We start from the raw sequence: 20,231 nt of genomic DNA, 5'->3' as shown, positions 1-20,231 counted from the left end.
CACCCAACACAGATTTAATTTTAAGACCGATCGTTGCCCGGCAAAATTCATAAAATAAGCAGTGAATTTCCGGGCAGGTAAAACAAAAGGATTCCCCATGAGTGACGTACTTCGTCAACCTGCTGAAATTTCCTATCAATCAGAACTGGATGCCTTAAAAGCGGAAGATACCGGCAAAAAACCAGAGAACTGGAGCCTGTCTCCGCAGGCGGTCGTGAAATACTTGATGGGCGGCACAACGGCTGAAGGTGCTGAGATAAGTGCAAAATATATCGGCAACCGTCGCCTGATTGAAACTGCTGTTGCTACCCTCGCCACTGATCGAGCACTGCTGTTACTCGGTGTGCCGGGTACGGCAAAGTCCTGGGTGTCCGAACACTTGTCTGCGGCGATCTGTGGCAACAGTACCCGTGTGATCCAGTGTACGGCGGGCACCGACGAAAACCAGATTCGCTATGGCTGGAACTACGCTCAGCTACTGGCAAAGGGCCCCAGCAAAGAAGCCTTGGTGCCAACGCCTTTATATCGCGCTATGGAGCAGGGTACTTTGTGTCGTTTGGAAGAGCTGACTCGTATGGGGTCTGATGTTCAGGATACATTGATTACCGTGCTGTCAGAGAAAATGTTGCCAATCCCCGAGTTGAATGATGCGGTTTATGCGCAGCGCGGTTTTAATGTGATTGCAACAGCCAATAACCGCGATAAGGGCGTTAATGAATTGTCCTCCGCGTTAAAGCGTCGTTTCAATGTTGTGGTATTGCCGCTGCCCGATGATATGAATGAAGAGGTCAGCATTATTTCTCGCCGCGTGGCAGAAATGGGTGAGAGCCTGGAGTTGCCAGTACCGGCAAACGCCGGCGAAGAGATCGAGAAAATAGTGACCATTTTCCGAGAGCTGCGCGGTGGTGAAACACTGGATGGAAAAATAACCCTGAAAACACCGTCCGGTAACTTGTCTACAGCTGAGGCAATTGCGGTAATGGTGGGTGGATTGAGCCAGGCGAACTGGTTTGGCGATGGTAAATTCAGTGCAGAAGAGCTTTCCAGTAATTTGGTGGGTGCCATTGTCAAAGATCCAGTGCAGGATAAAGCTGTATTGGAGGAGTACTTGGAAACGGTCCTGAAAAAGCGCCGAGACTTTGCCGGTTACTACCACACCATGAACGAAGTACTGTAAGGGATATCCCGTGTCCAAGGTGGATTGTCATTATTTTGGTATTCGGCACCACGGGCCCGGTTCTGCGCGGCGCCTTGTCGCCGCGTTGGATCAGCTGAAGCCAAAAAAAGTATTGATAGAGGGCCCCGCTGATTGCAGTGAATTACTGCCTCTGCTGGCTAGCGCACAGATGCAGCCGCCGGTAGCGCTACTCGGCTATGCTGCAGAGTCGCCCGGCTCCAGCCTTTACTACCCGTTTGTGGAATACTCCCCTGAGTACCAGGCCTGCCTATGGGCTGTACAACAGGGGGTAGAAGTTAAATTCATTGATCTGCCCATTAATATCCAGCTGGCGCAGTTACTCCAATCTGAAGCCCAGGACCCTGAAGCGGAGCAAAACGGCGGAGAGTCTGATTCCCCTGCGGTGGCAGGCGAGCCAGAGCCACCATCTGATACCTCTGATCCTATCGGCCTTTTGGCGAAGCTGGCGGGTTATGAAGATGGTGAGGCCTGGTGGAATGACCTGATCGAGCAGAATAACGATGACAGTGCGGAGATATTTGCCCGGGTAGAGTCGGCGATGACCGTGCTGCGCGGAGAAATAACTGAAACCGCGCCGTTATCGCAAAGGGATTTACTGCGCGAAGCCTATATGCGCCTGGAAATTGCCAAAGAAAAGAAAGGGGTGGAAGGTGAGGTTGCTGTAGTCTGTGGGGCCTGGCACTTACCGGCATTTCGTGAAAAGCACACAGCAAAAGATGACCGCGCACTGATTAAACAGCTGCCGGCGAAATTGCCCAAGAGTAAAGTGAAAACCACCTGGATTCCCTGGACATCGCCGCGATTGGCGATGGCTTCCGGCTACGGGGCCGGGGTTGCTGCACCTATGTGGTATCAGCATATTTGGCGCGAGGGCACCGGCGAGCAGTGGCTGGAGCTTTGGTTTGGGCGGCTGGTGCGCGCATTGCGCGAAAGTGGACAAGTGGTCTCTACGGCTTCGGTTATTGAAGCCGTGCGCCTGAGCCGCAGTTTGGCAGCCGTTAGAAATCGTCCAGCTCCGGGGTTTGAAGAAATTATTGAAGCCGCTGTGGCCTGCCTCTGTTTTGGCGAGCGCCTTATTTGGCAGCAGGTAGAAAGAGAGTTGCTTCTGGGTGAGCAAGTTGGGGCTATCCCCGAGGATGCCCCACTGGTGCCCCTGCTGGAGGATCTACAGCGCTGGCAGAAAAAGACCAAGCTAAAGCCCACGGCTCTGGATAAAGAAGTTTCCCTGGATTTACGCAGTGATATCGGCCTGAATAAATCTACGTTACTGCACCGTCTTGCTGTGCTGGAAGTGCCTTGGGGTAAACCCTCCCATACCGGAAAAAGTCGCGGTACTTTCCGGGAAAACTGGGTGCTCAGCTGGCAGCCGGAGTATGCAGTAAAATTGGTGGAAAACTTAGTTTACGGTTCCACCATTGAGCAAGCGGCTAACAATAAACTTATCGAGGCGATCTCGGCTGAGAGTCATTTGGGCAAGTTAGCAGAAGTGGTTTTGCTGTCCCTCGAATCTCAGTTGCACCGGGCTTCTGAAGCGGGCCTGAAGCGATTGGCCGAGAGAGCGGCTTTGGCCAGTGACGGTATCGAGCTTCTCGACAGCTTGCCGGCGTTAATTCAGGTACAACGCTATGGTACCGCGCGAGAATTAGCATTGGAGCAAGTTGCCGGCCTGGTAGAACGCTTAGCCATGCAATCTGCCCTGGCCCTGCCGTACGCCTGTCGCAATCTTAACGATGAAGAGTCCCTACGGCTGCGAAACAGTATTCACAGCGCTCATCAGGCACTGCAATTGGCAGAGTTGGGTGATGAAATCATGGAGGACTGGTGGCAAGCCTTCGAGCAACTGGTAGACAGCTCTCTTTCCAGTTTACAGGTCAGCGGCCTTTGTGCGCGTCTTTTGTATCAAGCTGAAAGATTTGATGGATATCGCTTACAGCAATTGCTGGAAAAATCACTGTCTCCAGCGGTAGCTGCCGCCGATGCAGCACGATTTTTTGAGGGCTTTTTTGCCGAAGCGGTTGAGCGCCTGCTGTACGACCCGGTATTGATGGGAGCGGTACAGCGCTGGTTGCTGCATCTGGACGAAGAAGTATTTATCGAGTACTTGCCCTTGTTCCGGCGCGTATTTTCCAGTCTCGATGCGATGGAGCGTCGGCGCATGATGGAGCTGGTACTCGGTGCCCGATCTAACCACTCGGTATCCAAAGCCATTAATCCCGAAGTTTTGCCGCTGTGGTCAGAGCATCTATTGCGTATCGGCAAATTAATCCAGAAGGACAAGACATGGGCGCAGTAAACGAAGTGTCTGAAGAGCAACAACCCGATGAGATAACGGTCGATAAAGACCAGCAAAAGGAACGCCGTTGGCGCCTGGTGCTAGGGGCTGATGAAGGTGAGTCCGGGCTTTCTGAGCGGGATATGCGTTTGTCCCAAGCGTTAAGTGCGCTTTATGGCAGCGGAGACTCAGAGTCTGGTAAAAAAGGTCGAGGCGGGTTGTCCCGCTCGTCTCCGCAAGTATCCCGTTGGCTGGGTGATATCCGCGAGTTCTTTCCGACTTCTGTGGTACAAGTTGTCCAGCGTGATGCGTTTGAACGCCTTGGCCTCAAGCAGATGCTCATGGAGCCTGAGTTTTTGTCAGCGATTGAAGCGGATGTTCACCTGGTCGCTGACTTGGTTAGTCTGCGTTCAGTGATGCCCGAGAAGACTATTGAGACTGCTCGCCAGGTCATCAAGAAAGTGGTCGATGAGCTGATGGAGCGTTTGGAGCGAAAGACCACAGAAGCGGTTAGGGGAGCTGTCAATAAATCAAAACGCAGCTTTAGGCCGCGTTTTGCCGATATCGACTGGCATAGAACTATTCAGCAAAATCTCAGGCACTACCAACATGACTACCACACAGTGGTGCCTGAGAAATTGATTGGTTTTATGCGACAAAGTCGCCGACTTGCGGACCTGGATGAAGTTATTCTATGTGTCGATCAGTCCGGCTCCATGGCGACATCGGTGGTGTACAGCTCAATCTTTGCAGCGGTAATGGCTTCAATACCGGCAGTGAAAACCAAACTGGTCTGCTTTGATACCGCAATAGTAGATCTTACTGAGGACTTGGAAGACCCGGTCAGCGTTTTGTTTGGCGTACAACTGGGAGGTGGCACAGACATTAACCAGGCGGTGGCTTATTGTGAGGATAAAATTGAGCGGCCTAGCAAGACACATTTAATCCTGATTACCGACCTGTATGAAGGGGGGAATGAAGAGGAGTTAAAAGCACGGGTTGCTAACCTTGTTCGCCAGGATGTAAATGTGATTACCTTACTGGCACTCAGTGATGATGGGCGTCCATCTTATGACCAGTCGCTGGCGGAAGAGTTTGCTGCGATAGGCTCTCCGGTTTTTGCCTGTACACCGGATCAATTCCCGGACCTGATGGCAACGGCGCTGCGTCGTGAAGATGTTCTTAACTGGGCTGCAGATCAGGATATCAAAGCCGTTCGGCCAAAAGCCTAAATTCTTATCCGCTAAATGATGGAGCAGGGGCGACGCCCACTCCATCATTTGGCCATCTCCCTAACTCTCGTTTCTTTAATAAAATCCATAAAATCGTAGCCGTATTGGCGCATATTAAACATAAAACCCAAACTAAATTCCCATTTTATTAGGAATAATTTCTCATGGTTCTTTCTTAGTGCTGGATCAAAATCTCCTAGGCAGGACCCTGGACTATGAATAACGAACACAGCGCTAAGGATAAATTTGATGAAACTCCCTCGTTCAAGTCTCTATAAAATCGCCATTGTCTCAATGATCGGGATATCCAACATTTCCATTTCTAAGCCAGCAATTGCCGATGATGTTGAATGTGGGGATACGATTACCACCTCTGTTACTTTGGATGAGGATCTCACTTGTGATGTCAGCCCTGCTTTAACTGTGATAGGCCCTGATGGACGCCTGAATATGACCGGGTACGAGGTTCAATGTGATGGTAGTGAAGTTGGAGTGCTGTTAGAGGGGCGTGCTGCGCTACTTCGAGGAGGGCAGGTTGCAGATTGTGAGGTGGGTGTTTTAGCGAATGGAGATGGATTCCATAATATTCAAGCGGTATCGACCACGGCAAATGCCAGCGCTGGATTTCAGTTAGTGAGCAATAGCAACTATATGACAGCCTGTACCGCTCAGGAAAATACAGGGGTTGGGCTGATTGTTAGTGGGGAGAGAAATAATGTCTTCCAGAATACTTTTGAGGAAAATACCCTGAGTGGTATCCAGATAGATGGTGATCGGTCATATATAACAGAGAATTTCTGTTTTGAGAATATGGGCTCAGGAATAGAGATTAATGATTCCAGTAATAGCTGGATCGTTGAAAATGCATCTGAAAATAACGGCACTTCAGGTGCGGGAACGGCAGGAATCTTAATGAATGATTTTGATCAGCAATATAATTTGATCATTTTAAATGTGGGGATTCTCAATGAAGATTTCGATGCGCAAGATTTAAACAGTGATCCCTGCAATGGTACAAATTTATGGCGAAATAATACTTTTGATACTGTAGATCCTAGCTGCCTGGATTGAAATATACGGATATAAAAAGATAGTGCCACTATGGTGGCTTCGGTAGTGGTGTTATCTTTTACAATTTATATTCCTGTAGCTTGTATATCAATATGCTCCATTCCCCGCTTAAACTATTTTACTAAATTTTGCGGACAAATTTCCCATGGCTGTTACCAGTTTTTGACTCAAAATCAGCATGACATATCTTTTCTGTATTTGAGCTTTATTTGGGAGGACTCTCGTGAGCTTTATATCTCGATCTGTGATAAGCAAGGCATTGATAACTTCTTTGGCGGCTTCTTTATTGTCTGCATCTTTGTGTTCACTAGCAAATGGTGCTGTTGAGTGCGGAGACACCATAACCAGTCCGGTAATACTGGATCAAGATTTGCTCTGCAATGTTACCCCGGCTTTGACTGTAACTGGGCCGACCGGATATCTGGATTTGAATGGTTATACGCTGAGTTGTGATGGAACTACAGTGGGAATTTTGGTCGATGGTTTTGCGGCCATAATATCGGGCGGGGTGTTACAGGATGGGTTTGTATCTAATTGCAATACAGGTATTTCTGTAGAAGGTTCCGGTATTCATAATTTGTTCGGCCTGAACACCTCTGGTAATACTTCTTCTGGTATTGAGTTTGTTAGTAGTAATAATACGCTAACCATATCAAATATATCGGATAATACAGGTACAGGTATTATAATCGCTGGGGGAACAAATAATCTGTTCTCTAATGACATTAGTCGAAATGAAATAACGGGTATTCAGGTGGATGGTAGCAGTTCAATAATATCGTCAAATACGGTATCGGATAATACTTTAACTGGAATACAAATTAATAATGCCAGTAGCTGTCTTATTAGCCAGAATACGGTGGAGAATAATGGCACTCCAGGGTCAAATACTGCAGGAATTTTAATGGAACTCTTTGGCCAGACTGGAAACAATATCGTAGGTAATACTGTTTCCGGTAATGTGGATTTTGACTTACAAGATGATAATTCTGCCCCCTGTGAGAATAACTGGGTAGGAAATTCTCCGGATGCTACTACCTCTGGTGAATGTGTGACATCACAGTAACATTAATTTAGTTGCAAATTTGGATCTGAAGGCAGTTCATTATTTGCCTTCAGATCTCTAGAGTTAATGTCTTTACTCTACAAAAATTTCATGAGACGTGCCGCAAGTCTTTTTAGGGTGTCTTACGTCTAGCTCTATTTCCCGTAGGTTTTATTATTGTGTGTGATCTTTTGGTGGTGAGGTTAGCTAAGGCTACAAGGGATAGATTCTATAGTTATTTTGTCTGAGTGAATTTGCTCAGCCTTTTGGTTGGCTGAGGGATATGATTGTTAAGGTGATTCAAGGAAGATTGTATGGTGTATGAATTTAGGGGATCCGCTAGGCACTTTGTGGTACTTGGTATTTTATACTTTGCTTTAGGTAGTTCCGCCTTTGCGGTTGATTGTGGTGACACAATTACTAGCCCTGAAGTACTTGATCAGGATCTTGTGTGCTCAACAGAACCGGCACTAACGATAATGGGGCCTACGGGTAGCCTAGACATGGCAGAGTACACCCTTAGGTGCGATGGCTCTGCTGTTAATAGTAGTTTTAACTCTGTTATTCAGTCAGGAATATTTAAAAACAGTGGCACCGGCATATTTATAGCTGGTGATAATAATAATGTGTCTTCTAGCTCGATCCTAGATAATTTAGAGAATGGTATTCAGTTAGAGGGTAATAACAATCTTATTGTAAGCAATGAGATCAGTCGAAGCACATTAAATGGTATCTTAATTGGTAAAGCAGATGGTAATACGGTTGCCCAAAATACCGTCTCAATGAGTGGGATTGGAGGGGCGAATACCGCTGGAATCTTACTGGAACTTCTGGGGAAGTCTGGCAATGTGATTGTCGGGAATACTGTTTTCGGCAATATAGATTTTGATCTGCAAGATAATAATAGTTCACCCTGTTTAAATAGCTGGGTTGGGAATTCACCTGACGCTACTACCTCCGGAGATTGTGTAACGTCAAATTAATAGCGTTTTACGATAAGTTGATAGGCTTGCAGGCAGTTTAATGGTGTCGCCACAGTATTGCGGACACTGCAGCTAGTGTAATTGCTGAAAGCCTGATTTCCATTTAGATTTTCGTTTTCATATTTATTCCTGAGGGATATCCAGTCGGCCAGTGTGGATTGATGTAGTGAGAGGAGAGTTTGGTTTGCTAGGCTGGTTCAGTTATAGAGAGATATTCTCAGAAGTAAGATATAGATAAGCGTTAATTGTTTTTATGCGGGATTCAAAGGCTAGAAGTTTAATGCCTTGAATCCCGCAATTTTTTTTAAGCTAGTTTATGCAGGCGTCATTTGATGAGCTGAAAATATTACCGTACCATGTGGTTCCTACACAGGCAGGAGTATTATCATCAAATAGGTCATCTATGTCGTTGGATTCAGCAGTATTTCCTGTTATGAGATTCCCTACTTGCCCAAAATTACTTACTGAAATACCGTATTCATTATTACTTGATGTAGTGTTTAGTATAATATTGGTGTAGTTTGCATCTTGGATTGCTATTCCAGAAAAAGTATTATTTCTGGCGGTGCTTTGGAAAACTTGATTGTTATCTCCTGAGATAATAATGCCACCTTCCCCATTGCTGGTGGCGCTTACTTCAAAAAAACTATTCCAGTCGCCGAGAACGATAATGCCATTACCAAAATTAAAGTCATTGATTGAGCCGCTGACAATATTGCGACTGCTACTGACTGACATTCCCAAAGATCCATTTTCTTGCGTTGTAACGCCGATGACATTGTGAAGGCCGCTGCCTTCTACAGATACGCCTATATCACATGATGTAATGATGCCACTGGATGCTTGGCTATTAATAAGTACAGCTGTAGTTCCTTCCAGTAGAATTCCTGTGCCAGCCAGGCCATCACAGGATAATGAAAATCCATTGAGATCGAGACTACCGGTAGGGCCCATTATTGTGATGGCAGGAGAAATCGCACAATTAGATATATCCGCATCCAATACTTCGGCAGTAGAGATTATATCACCACAACTTACGGCTAAAGCAATGCCCGGTGCACTTATTAAACAACAACCTGCTGCTGCGATTATTGATGTTTTAATATTTAAAATCGCCTTCATTGATATATTCCTATTGTGATTGTCTGATATTTGAAGTGGTTGATAGGGTGTAAATATCTCGAATTTTGGTCTTTGTTTGGTTGATGACAATAGGAAGTTGTTCTCATATTTATGGAGAATAATTCCTATTGATTAACTATGTTGATGGGATATGTGCTGGAGGAGTTGGATTTTTATTATTTGGTGTTTTATAGATGAGTTTAAAGATTGGCTTTTCGGTTCAAATATGCGTAGTGTTTCCATAATTGTTCTTTGGTGGCGTGTCAATTAGTAAGGGCGTGATTTTCTAGAGTGGTTTGTGGCCTGGTTGATATTAAGAGAGGGTGTGTTTGAGAGGTTTCGTTGTATGTGTGTAGTGATGGCGTTAAAAATAATGGATTCGCCTACAGTATGGCTGTTTTCCTAAATAGGGGGGGAACTTTCTTCCTATATTTTCCGCACTATTCTCCTATTGCTGAAAGTGCCATCGGAGATAAGACTCAACACAGCATCAAGCATAGATTCCTGAAGGAAGCTGGGGATTGAGTCCTTGAGAAGCAAGAGTTTATAAGCATAAATGCTGAAGTTCCGGTATTTGTTTTGGCAAAATTAAGCGCAGCTGATCGTAAATTGCTTTCTCTTAATGTTGTTGCATATGGTGCTAATTAATTTTGTGTGTTGATGCAGTATAAGAATCTTAATTTAGCGACATTTCATATTCTAAGGAGATAAATATGAAAAGGTGTGCCCCGTTGGCGGCTGCGGTCCTGCTTGCTGTTGCAAGTCAGGGTGTTTTTGCTTCCAACAATGTTGCGGTTCAGAACCAAAATGGAGTAGGTAATAACGCGACAGCAGATCAAAGTGATCCAACCGTTACATTTAACTTTATCAGCCAAACCCAGACTGGAGACACTAATACAGCCACTGCCACTCAGGTAAACGGAAATACCGGAAGCACAGTTAATCAGATACAAACAGGGAATTTAAATACTTCCACTGTTGCTCAAAATTCATCTGATACTGTGGCTGCCGTTATTACTCAAAATGGGAATACTAATATTGGCGTAATTAATCAGGTGGCATCTACAACCAGTGTTGCAACTATAAATCAGTTCAATCTGGTTAACTTTGCCACTGTTACACAGTCGAGTAGTACTACTGATACAGCAGTTATTAATCAAGTGGGTGACAACAACACCGGTACGGTTGTTCAAACCAACAGCACGACAAACTCGGCGGTAACTGCCCAGCAAGGGAATTTGAATGTGGCTACCGTGTCGCAATTTGTATCCGACACTAACACTTCCACATTAAGTCAGTTGGGAAATAGTAATAATGCTACTGTGAATCAAACAGATAATAATAATACCAGTGCTATTAGTCAGCAAAATGAATTTAACACTATTATCCACGCTCAATCTGGCAGCTTTAATTTGGCAAGTACCACTCAGATCGGTTTGACTAATATGGGTTCGACTATCCAAAGCGGAGCGAATGGTGTTGCCACGGCATTACAGCAGGGTAACTTAAATATGTTTACCGTTAGCCAGGTTAACGATTTTCAAAATGCTAATGTTTCCCAGATTGGAAACAGCAATATGGTAATAATTGTGCAGTAGGGCGAGGCTTAGGACGATATCGGAATTCCGGTCCCTGTGTGAGATAAACTCATTCAGGGCCGGATTTTTAGCTGTTGGTAAAGGAGCTAATTAGAATCGGTAGGTAGCAGATAAACCAACATTGCGTGGCTCAACAATGGCTGCGTAGCCATCTGGGTAGTGGCCACCTTCTACTGCCGGTTCAATAGTGAGAAATCCTTCTTCATTAAAGGCATTGTTAACATAGGCTGCGATGCTCCAATCTTCACCTTCATAGTTAACATTCAGGCGGGCGAGAGTGTAATCGCCGGCAACCCGCTCTTCAGTATTGGTGAAATCACCGTAGTACTCGCCTACATAGTTGGCGGAGAGACCTACGCTAAGCGCATCACTAATCCAGTATTTTGTGCCTAGATTAGCGGTGACATTTGGCGCGGAATTGAGTTCGTTGCCGTCAGCATCTGCATAATCAGCACCGGCATCGGTGATTTCAGTCTCCAGTAGTCCGAGTCCGGCACGTAATTCCCATTGCGGAGTCAGCATTGCGATAGCTTCGAGTTCAACACCATAGGTCTCTACTGTATCCATATTAACAATTTTGCGAGTAGAGCTGAGTGCCTGATAGCCGGAGTATTCATTGAAAAACAGGTTACCGTTTAGGCTGACGGTGCCATTTGCCAAAGAGCTACGTACTGCTAACTCATAAGTGTTAACGGTTTCTTCGTCGTAGTTGTAATAGTCACTTGCGCTAAAATCTAGGGCACCACCTGCTGCGTTGTAGCCTTTACGAGCACTGGCAGAAACAATAGTGTCCTCAGTCAAGTCGTATTGCAAAGCGAGTTTAGGGAGGGTGATGGTTTTATCAGTATCCAAACCTGCAATTAAGAAGCCATTATTGAAGTTAAAATTACGATTTTGCTCTTCATTTTCAACACGCAATCCACTGATCAGATTTAATTTATCAGTTAATGCATAGGTAACTTCACCATAAATAGCGGTGGAGGTACTTTCATCGTCACCAAAATAAGTAACGCTGTTGGAGCTATTAAAGTCTTGCTCTCTTTCGAAGTGTGCAAAGCCGATAAAGCCGTGCAGGGTGTCACTGGTGAGACCAAAGTTTAACTTTGCATCGATGGTGGTGTTCTGTTCGTCCATACGAACATACTGTTGGCTGGTGGCTTCTTCTTCATAGGAATCAAAGCCCCACTGGTAATCCATATAAGCTGCCAGGACTTCAATAGAGATATAATCGTTGATCTGGTAATCCACTTTAACGCTGGTAGTTGTGGATTCAGTGTCCATATCGCGATAGAAGTATGTTTCGTAGTCATCAACACCGGTTAGGGTGTAGTACATACGCCCGGTATTTCCCTCTTCACTGTTAGTGGACACAGTAAATAATGCCTCTAACTTTTCAGTGGGTGTCCACAGAAGCTTGCCTTTCAGTCGCTCGGTTTCCAGAGTGTTCAGGTCGAAGTCAGCGGGGTTGCCCTCATACTCTTGGGCATTACTGATAGTGTCGCCGGTGAGTTGCTGGGCCGTCAGGCGGAAGGCGAGGGTATCATCAACAATCGGGCCGGAAATCATGCCAGAAGTATCGATGTAGCCATCCTGGTCGCGGTAACCTACGCGAGCTGCACCTTCCCAGTCGAAGCTGGGATCTTTGGTTTTGATAAATACAGAGCCGGCAATGCTGTTACGGCCATTGCTGGTGGACTGGGGTCCACGAAATACTTCAATTTGTTCTACATCCCAAATACCGGAATCACCCGTGAGGTCTGCAACAAATGGCTCGGCGACACCATCAATTAACGTGGAGACACGGGCTTTGGCACCACCGGTAAAGGAGTTAAAGCCGGTGGCTGAACCGTTACCGGACACACCGCGAATATCCGGAGTAGCGCCGGAAAGTACCACCACGTTAGAGATATTAGACACCGCATCGGTAATGCTCAGGTGTTGCATGCTATTTAAGGTTTCTTCGGTAATCACGGATACCGAAGACGTGGTTTCCTTGAGGGAGCGCTCTGTTTTCTCGCCAATAACAATGACATTTTCCATTGCCTGCGGCGCATACTCTTCTTTCTTCTCATCTGCGGCGATCGCAGTCGCACCAATCGAAGCAAGAATAGTGAGTGAAACGGCTTTGCTGAGCAGGTGGCGTTTATACATAGCGTAATCCCTAGCAAGGTAAAGAAGTCAGGACGACAAGGAAGATCGGCAGCGAATATAATGCTAATCATTCTTATTTGCAAATAGGGAATTGCCGCAATAAACTCTCACTATTATTTGGTCTGGCAACGGCTTAGCTGCACCGATTAATCAGTGCCTGGCAAACAATTTTCTACCACTTTAGTGGTAGTGCTTCTAACCCTTAAGTGAAACTAGAAATGTATTCCTCAGTTTTAACGGGACTCGGCCTATTGAGTTGTCTCCTTGCGTCTTCTGTCCTTTATTTAGGCTGTCCCAATCAGCAGTGGCGTGAGCAGAGACCAATCCAGTTTTACCCCGCTCTTCTCATCAGTTTTGCGCTCCTTGTCATTTCCTGGGCACTTTTCCACCAAAATTTTTCGGCAACGTCAGCTTCCTTTACGCTTCTTAGCACTTTTATGTTAGCGCTGGGACTGCTGCCTTTTAGCGGTGTATTGGACAAGCCGGGCAAAGTCTTGGCAAAGAAAAAGAAGCGAATTCAAAAAGGGTTAGAAGGCTACAAACCCCACTGGTGGGTAAAAAGCCTGTGTGCAGTTTTCTTCGGATTGCCCATTGCAGTTGCCGTTGCTGGTTTGATTGCTTTGTGGGGCCCCGGTGATGTAGTGGTCGATGATAAAAGTCAATTCGTGATGTGGTTGATCACACCTGTCTGGCTCACTTTGGTAAGTCTGGTTTACCTGTTCATTAGTGTCAGGCGTATGTTGTCTCTCTACCTGGGGCTAAATTTGGTGCTGTTTACCCTGTTGTGGGTAGCGAGATTCGGAGTCTAAGAATATGCGCGTTGAATTGATTAAAACTTATAAAAGCGTGCATACCTGGACCGGTATTCTTGCGGGCTTGTTTCTGTATATCGCTTTTGTCGCTGGCGCTCTGACCATGTTTAAAGGGCCCCTCAATCAATGGGCTCTGCAGCCTGAGACCACCCTGCCAAGTATTTCTATCGATCAGTATGACAGCCTTATTTCCGAAGTTCTGCAGGCACACCCGGAAGCGGCAAAACAGATGACCGTCCAATTGCCACTGGCGGGTCTGCAGGCGGCACCGGTGAGTTGGGAAATAGAGGATGAAGAAACCCATGACCATACTCTCTGGTATGCCAGCTTCGATGAAAAAGGGCAGCTGATCACTCAAAGTTTTACGGTTTCCGCCATTGGCGAATTTGTCGATCATTTACATCGCACTGCCGGTATTCCCGGTGGTGAGGGCCACGATGCTTTTGGTACTTATGTATTGGGTGTTGTGGCGGCGTTGTATTTTGTTGCATTGATTTCAGGGTTGATTGTTTTCCTGCCCACTTGGTTCAAGGACTTATTGGTACTCAGAAAGGGTAAGAACCGCAAGCGCTACTGGCTGGATTTTCACAATGTACTGGGTATCACCTCTCTGCCGTTTCACCTGATTATTGCTTTTACCGCCTTTGTATTTGCCTTCCATGATCCGCTTTATGGTGCCCTGCGCGTGGCGGTCTACGGTGATTCCCCCATGTTCACTCGCCCGGCGCCAGCAGAGGTGAAGAGCTTCTCTGAGTTGGTGCCTGTCACAGAGTTGGAAGCTGCGATTCAGAAGGGGGAGCCCAAATTCCAGATGGCGGAAATCCTCTATTTGAATCTGGATACCCGCGCTCCGCGCATGCGTGTAGGTGGAATCATGCATGGTGAGGTGGTGCGAGGTGCTGAGTATGCTTATGTGCTAGGCAACCCTTACTTGAGCGAAGTTCCCTATAGCAGCATTCTGCCCAATAATTTCAATGGCTATAGTGGCACGGTATTAAGCATTTTTTCCCTGCATTTTGGCAGTTTTGGTGGAAATGCCGTGCGCTGGGTCTACTTCATTCTCGGCATTATGGGAGCACTGATCTTCTTCACCGGCAATCTACTGTGGATTGAAAGCCGGCGCAAAAAACGCAGGGGGCAGGGGGCGCTGCCGGTACAAACAACCTCATCAGTGGTAATGGCAAAGCTCACAGTGGGGGTTGGGTTGGGCACTATCTTGGGGGTCGCCGCTAGTATGCTGGCAGTTAAATGGCTGCCCCATGCGCAGGTGGATATTGAGTTTTGGCAGAAAGCCGCTTATTACACAGGGTTCTTATTTGCGCTGATCTGGGCATTTATACGTCGTCCCATGGCTGCTGCTCGACAGCTTCTTGCCTTCTGTATTGCCAGTATTTTCCTGATACCAATTAGCTCACTTATCAAAGGTGAGTTGTTGGGGGCTGCTACCCAGGTATGGGCGGTTGACGTTGTTGCGCTACTGATAGGTGCATCATTTGTTTTACTCTTGATTCATCTTCGCAAGCGGCGGGCAAAAATCGAAGCGGACAGTGTATGGTCTGAACTTGTGGAGAAACCCGCAGTAGAGAGCAGTATTCAAAATCCTTTACCTGATACCCATCCACAGGCATCAGGATAATTAAAAGGGGCTCTATTCAGAGCCCCTTTTTTGATGATATATGGGTACTATTGGAATGATTATTTTACCTTTAGTTCATGCCTGATGCCTCTATAGGTATTGCTAAACAGGCTGACTCTAATTCTTGTGCTTATGCGCCTATGAATAAGTTGAATAGCCTGCCCATTACTTTTTTATTAGATTTTGGTCCTGAGTAGACAGAGAGCGTTTAAAAGCTAATAGGCTTTGCATCGCTACTTGCTAAATAGAAGGCGCTAATTTAAATAAAGGCATTACGTCGTTTGATGTGCTTGGGTTTTATTAGGCCCTAGGCCGAAAGTATTATTCAGTGCCAATTTGTTTTAATTTCAAACTTTAAGGTATGAGAAAATATTCTTATCGTTAAGTTAATAACCGTAGCTAGACTAAAAAATGCTTCGCCTCCGATAAAAGTAAAATCTTCGGATGCGAACTTTTTTTAATTGTTGTTTTTATAGACTTAAAGGTTTAGCTCATGAAACTAATGGATGTGAAGCTTCTGGTGTCAGCAATATTGGCTCTTCCCTTTGTGTCAGTGGCTGCGGTGGAGTGTGGAGATACTATTACAAGCGCAGAGATTCTCACTGAAGATCTATTAAATTGTAGTGGTACGCCGGCGCTAACGATTGAGGGGCCAACTGGAAGTTTAGATATGAATGGATTCACCTTGGAGTGTGGCGGTGGATCCTCTAGAGGTATTGACGTCCTGGGCAACGCGGCTGTTCTTTCAAATGGAGTGGTGGATAGCTGTGCAATAGGTATTTTTGTGGAAGGGGATGGCTTTCATAGTATTCAAACGATGACTGTGAAAGATGGTATCGACGTCGGTATTTGGTTAATAAGCGAAAATAATATTGTGAATGGTTCTACGGCTACTGGTTTCTTTAATCGAGGGATTGAAATTCAAGGTTCTAACAGTCAAGTAATTGGTAATTTTCTTATAGATAACCAAGGAGGAACCTCTAGCGGGATATTGATTAACGGTGATAACTCATTTGTTGCTCAAAATATTTGTGATAACAATAATGGCGAGGGAATAGTTATTGACCCTTCTTCTGGTGGCTTGGTTGTTCAAAACATAGTGACAAATAATGGGCAGACTGGAATATCAATGGAGGGAGGGGGTCAAAGTGACTATTTGGTTACCGGAAATATAGCAACAGGAAATCCGGATGGCGATTTAGTTGACTCAAATCCGGATGCTTGTATGTCTACCAATTTATGGTATGGAAATATTTTTGATACGGCTGATCCGAGTTGTTTAGAGTAAATAATAATCTATGGAGTAGTCGAATTGTATGGCTGCTCCTTCATTTATTAGTAAGAAATACTCACTCTCTGATTGCTCGCCTGTGTAAACAGGATACTTTCTTCCCACTAGCATACAACTAATCTCTCATAGAAAAACCTTTGTTTCTTATCAATACTGAATTCAGCATCGTTTTATCACTCAAGAAGTATCGCAATATTGTTGTTTGTATGCGAAGTAGTATGAGTTTGACTTATGAAGCTAGTCATTCAACTGTCACCACCCGCCCCTAAGTGGCTCATGCAATGCGCCACGACCTCAATATTTGTTTTACTCAATGATGCTGCTTTCCTGAAAAAATTGTCGTAAAAGCTTTCGAGCTGGACCTGTCATCTTTAAGGAGTATTAGATGAGCATGTACAGACCTGTTGCAGCAACTGTTTTACTTTCAATGATTGGAACTGCCGCTCTTGCCGCAGACCACACCTATGATGTTCTTCAGGTAGGATCGGGTAATACCGCTAACTCAGATCAAAGTGACAATTCTGCTGTTGGTGATACGGTTATCCAGGTTCAGGTGGGTGATGATAATGAGGTGAATGCAACCCAGAACCTATTTACTTCCTTCAGTTTGATTCAGCAATCACAGGTGGGTGATAGTAATTATATTGAGGCAACCCAAGCCGGCTCAGTTTTTTCAAGCATTCTCGTAGAGCAAATTGGTGATAATAACTCAGCGACACCTGCGCAGGAGTTTGCCGAGTTAAGTACTATTTTGATAGTGCAGATTGGGGATAATCATGAAGCCTCATTTACTCAAACAAATACACTGAATGAGTTTATTGGTATTGTTCAGGTGGGAGATACTAACGTTCTGAATGTATTGCAGACTGGCTCAGCAGCAAACTCTATCTCTTTGCATCAAGAAGGTAGTGCACAGAGTGCGGCAGTGACACAAACTGCAAGTATAGGGAATAGTATTACCACTGAGCAATATGGAAGTTCCAATACGTTAAATATAAGTCATACTCTTGCCTTTGACTCTACTGCAATTGTTACTCAGGATGGTACAGGCAATAGCGCAAATACTCTTCAAAAATCTATCGGGCACTACAGTGAAATTCGCCAGGAAGGCGAAGGCCTGGATGCCTGGCACTCTCAGACTGGTGTCTACAACGAGGCATACTCTCAGCAATTTGGCGAATCAAACAGTGTAGATATTACTCAAAGCGGGGAATTTAGTGTTGTTTATACGGAACAGCATGGCAGCACCAATACTGCTGAAATCGATCAGGCAGGTGCCTTTAATAGTGTAGATATTATGCAATTAGGGGGATCAGGAAACTCTGTAATGGTCACTCAGCTGGCTAGCTTTAATGCCAGTTCCACTTCCCAGCTAGGAAACTCAAATCAGATCACTCTTACACAAGCCAACGCTAATAATACTGTGTCTACTACTCAAGTAGGGGACGGTAATGTGGGTCTGTTGACTCAGTAAATGATAGGTTCGAGTGCTGAAGTGATAAGGGGCATATCTGTCACGCTCTTTGGCTCTGCAAAAAATTAGCGGCGGCAAGCCTAATTGCCTGCTGCTTTAAGGAGTTAGTAATGAATTCGTTTAAGCCTATTTCGGTGGGTATTTTAGCTGCGATGGTTAGCGCTTTTTCAGTGGCTGCTGATAACACTTATGAGCTTATCCAAATTGGTAATGGTAATACCGCGTCAGCGGATCAGAGTGAGATAACGGTAGTTGGCAGTACCGTCATTCAGGTACAAATTGGCAATTCTAATAATGCTCAGGTAACACAGGAAGGCTTGACTATATCTAGTACAGTTATCCAGCGACAAGTTGGTACCGCCAATATGTCAGATGTGCTGCAGGAAGGTGCGATATCTACGACCTCTACAGTTGCTCAATATGGAGAAAGTAATACTGGTAATTCCCAGCAGTTTGATACGGAGGGAGATGTAAGTGATATTTTCCAGGCGGGTTCCAGTAATACCATGTTCGTTGAACAAGCGAGTAGTTTTAATAATTCCATAAGTATTAACCAGGTAGGGGTTAATAATAATGGGTTTGGCTCTCAGGCGGATGCATCTGGTAATGTGGGAGTGATGGTTCAGACGGGTGAAAACCTCAGCTTTTTTATGAGTCAGAACGCTGGTGCGATGAATACTGCAACAGGTTTTCAGGCTGGTAACTTACTCTCAATGTCTCTTAGCCAGAATTTTGCCTCAGCATCTAATTCTGTAGGGATTCAAGCAGGTGGGAATAATAATATTGCGATTTCGAGTCAGGTAGGTTTAGGACATGATAGTTTTATTTTTCAAAATGGAACCAACCTTGGAGCCGAAACTGAGCAAACGGGGCTATTTAGTACAGCGTATACGGAGCAGTTTGGTGGAATAAACACGGCTATAACGATACAGACCGTTGGGTTTAACACTGCAGAAACACTCCAGTTTAGTGGTTTACTTAATGAATCTTTGATATTGCAGTTTGGCGGATTTAATACAGCGGCTGCTGTTCAAACAGGAGCCAGCAATTCTACAAGGCTTAGCCAAACAACAGCCGGAAACCTTGCAGGTTCTGCCCAGTATGGTGATAACAATACGGTATTGGGACTTCAGTAACTTGTTGATTTAAGTTCATTAGGAGGTCCAGTCTCCCTTATTATATGGGGAGGCTGTCTAAAACTCACAATATGAGACGATTTTTTTCCTCCCAAAGGGTTTAGTGATGACTAAATTTGAGCCTCTCTCGGTAGGTGTGTTACTTGTGATAGTCAGTATATCCTCTGTAGCTGCCGATAACACCTATGACCTCATTCAAGTGGGGTCAGGAAATACAGCAATGGGTGAGCAAAGCGATCCCAGTGTTACCAATAGTCTAATTAGCCAAACGCAAATAGGGAATAACAATAATACTACTGGAGAGCAGCAATCATTTACCGAATCTAGCGAAATAGTTGTAGTTCAGTTGGGTCAAGGTAATACTGCAGAAGTTGAGCAAAGCGCTTCTGTTTTAACCAGTGTCACAGTTACACAGATTGGTTCGAGTAATATTTCAAGTATTTCACAAGATGGGGTCTTACTATCTATCATTGATTCCGTACAGCTAGGAGACGGTAATGTCAACGGTCTTGTTCAAGATAGCACTTTAGGAAGTATTATAAATATCGTGAGCATTGGTGATGGTAATACTGCTAATGTGATACAAAATTCCAGTGTGGATATTTCTGCCAGCGGAATAACTTTAGGTGATTCAAGTAATATAACAATTACCCAGGAATCTGGTCAGGTCAGTTCGGCAAGTGGATTTCAGTTTGGGTCAATGAATACTCTATCACTTACCCAGAACGGTGGGGCTGGTAATAATGAGGTTACAGTGCAAACGGGAAATGCACTAAATGCTCAGGCATTTCAGGTTTCTGCTTATGGTTCTCGTTCATTCATCTATCAAAATAATAATAATAATTCTTTTGAAAGTCGTCAGGAAAATGTGGGTAACGTTAGTATTGGATTCCAAAATGGAACCAGCTTAGAAGGGATTCAGAATCAGATAGGTAACTTTAGTAGGGGGTTTATCCAGCAATTTGGTGGACTGAACTTTGCTGAGCTTGCTCAGGGCGGTGATTTTAGCACTTCAGATATCTTGCAGTTTAGCGGGATTCTCAATAATGCAGTTGTTGTGCAGCTGGATGCATTTAATACTGCCGGTGCGACACAGACCGGTGATACAAACTCTACACGTCTCAGTCAGGCTACAGTAGGAAATTTTGCTACCTCTGCACAGTTTGGTGATGGTAATACTATTTTGGGACTTCAATAACTTTATTGATTT

15 protein-coding genes are annotated in these 20,231 nt (G+C 45.0%); 13 read left to right on the top strand and 2 right to left on the bottom strand.

Annotated features, from left to right (window positions below; translation table 11 throughout):
* Window positions 1-97 precede the first annotated feature (97 nt).
* From ACJJIL_RS15765 to ACJJIL_RS15740, 6 genes are all read left to right on the top strand, one after another.
* Window positions 98-1,177 carry an ATP-binding protein gene (locus ACJJIL_RS15765; RefSeq protein ID WP_445360159.1) on the top strand — a complete coding sequence of 360 codons (1,080 nt, stop codon included), beginning with the start codon at window positions 98-100 and terminating at the stop codon, window positions 1,175-1,177.
* 10 nt (window positions 1,178-1,187) lie between these two features.
* Window positions 1,188-3,491, top strand: a complete 2,304-nt coding sequence (locus tag ACJJIL_RS15760; RefSeq protein WP_445360158.1) for a DUF5682 family protein — start codon at window positions 1,188-1,190, stop codon at window positions 3,489-3,491.
* On the top strand, window positions 3,479-4,702 hold the full coding sequence (locus tag ACJJIL_RS15755; protein WP_445360157.1) for a VWA domain-containing protein: 1,224 nt from the start codon (window positions 3,479-3,481) through the stop codon (window positions 4,700-4,702). Before ACJJIL_RS15760 ends, ACJJIL_RS15755 begins: the two co-directional genes overlap by 13 nt.
* 249 nt (window positions 4,703-4,951) lie before the next feature.
* On the top strand, window positions 4,952-5,773 hold the full coding sequence (locus tag ACJJIL_RS15750; protein ID WP_445360156.1) for a right-handed parallel beta-helix repeat-containing protein: 822 nt from the start codon (window positions 4,952-4,954) through the stop codon (window positions 5,771-5,773).
* A gap of 223 nt (window positions 5,774-5,996) precedes the next feature.
* Entirely contained in the window at window positions 5,997-6,839 is an 843-nt protein-coding gene (locus ACJJIL_RS15745) for a right-handed parallel beta-helix repeat-containing protein (RefSeq protein WP_445360155.1), read from the top strand.
* Between the two features lie 293 nt (window positions 6,840-7,132).
* Window positions 7,133-7,801, top strand: a complete 669-nt coding sequence (locus ACJJIL_RS15740) for a NosD domain-containing protein (protein ID WP_445360154.1) — start codon at window positions 7,133-7,135, stop codon at window positions 7,799-7,801.
* Between the two features lie 309 nt (window positions 7,802-8,110).
* On the opposite strand, the gene ACJJIL_RS15735 is transcribed toward ACJJIL_RS15740, so the two are convergent.
* Window positions 8,111-8,923: a NosD domain-containing protein gene (locus ACJJIL_RS15735; RefSeq protein WP_444906047.1), complete on the bottom strand. Its 813-nt coding sequence runs from the start codon at window positions 8,921-8,923 to the stop codon at window positions 8,111-8,113.
* A 731-nt stretch (window positions 8,924-9,654) separates the two neighbouring features.
* Here ACJJIL_RS15735 and ACJJIL_RS15730 point away from each other — a divergent pair.
* Window positions 9,655-10,521, top strand: a complete 867-nt coding sequence (locus ACJJIL_RS15730) for a hypothetical protein (protein ID WP_444912402.1) — start codon at window positions 9,655-9,657, stop codon at window positions 10,519-10,521.
* Between the two features lie 90 nt (window positions 10,522-10,611).
* Here ACJJIL_RS15730 and ACJJIL_RS15725 read toward each other — a convergent pair whose 3' ends face one another.
* Complete coding sequence (locus ACJJIL_RS15725) at window positions 10,612-12,672, bottom strand: TonB-dependent receptor (RefSeq protein ID WP_444912403.1); 2,061 nt, start codon at window positions 12,670-12,672, stop codon at window positions 10,612-10,614.
* 437 nt (window positions 12,673-13,109) lie between these two features.
* On the opposite strand from ACJJIL_RS15725, the gene ACJJIL_RS15720 reads away from it, so the two are divergent.
* The 6 genes from ACJJIL_RS15720 to ACJJIL_RS15695 all read left to right on the top strand — a co-directional run bounded on the left by ACJJIL_RS15720 (window position 13,110) and on the right by ACJJIL_RS15695 (window position 20,219).
* Window positions 13,110-13,481, top strand: a complete 372-nt coding sequence (locus ACJJIL_RS15720; RefSeq protein ID WP_444912404.1) for a hypothetical protein — start codon at window positions 13,110-13,112, stop codon at window positions 13,479-13,481.
* Between the two features lie 4 nt (window positions 13,482-13,485).
* Window positions 13,486-15,120, top strand: coding sequence for a PepSY-associated TM helix domain-containing protein (locus tag ACJJIL_RS15715; protein ID WP_444912405.1), 1,635 nt, complete (start codon window positions 13,486-13,488; stop codon window positions 15,118-15,120).
* 493 nt (window positions 15,121-15,613) lie between these two features.
* Window positions 15,614-16,408 carry a right-handed parallel beta-helix repeat-containing protein gene (locus ACJJIL_RS15710; RefSeq protein WP_444912406.1) on the top strand — a complete coding sequence of 265 codons (795 nt, stop codon included), beginning with the start codon at window positions 15,614-15,616 and terminating at the stop codon, window positions 16,406-16,408.
* Window positions 16,409-16,796: 388 nt separating this feature from the next.
* Window positions 16,797-17,885: a hypothetical protein gene (locus ACJJIL_RS15705; protein WP_444912407.1), complete on the top strand. Its 1,089-nt coding sequence runs from the start codon at window positions 16,797-16,799 to the stop codon at window positions 17,883-17,885.
* A 110-nt stretch (window positions 17,886-17,995) separates the two neighbouring features.
* A complete protein-coding gene (locus ACJJIL_RS15700; protein ID WP_413664842.1) occupies window positions 17,996-19,021 on the top strand; it encodes a hypothetical protein in 1,026 nt (341 codons plus the stop codon).
* A 106-nt stretch (window positions 19,022-19,127) separates the two neighbouring features.
* A complete protein-coding gene (locus tag ACJJIL_RS15695; protein WP_444912408.1) occupies window positions 19,128-20,219 on the top strand; it encodes a hypothetical protein in 1,092 nt (363 codons plus the stop codon).
* Window positions 20,220-20,231: the final 12 nt, after the last annotated feature.

This window comes from Microbulbifer maximicatervae (SeqCode) (assembly GCF_052468095.1).
The sequence above is the reverse complement of the archived record's forward strand: the minus strand, read 5'-3'. Positions and strand labels throughout refer to the sequence as shown.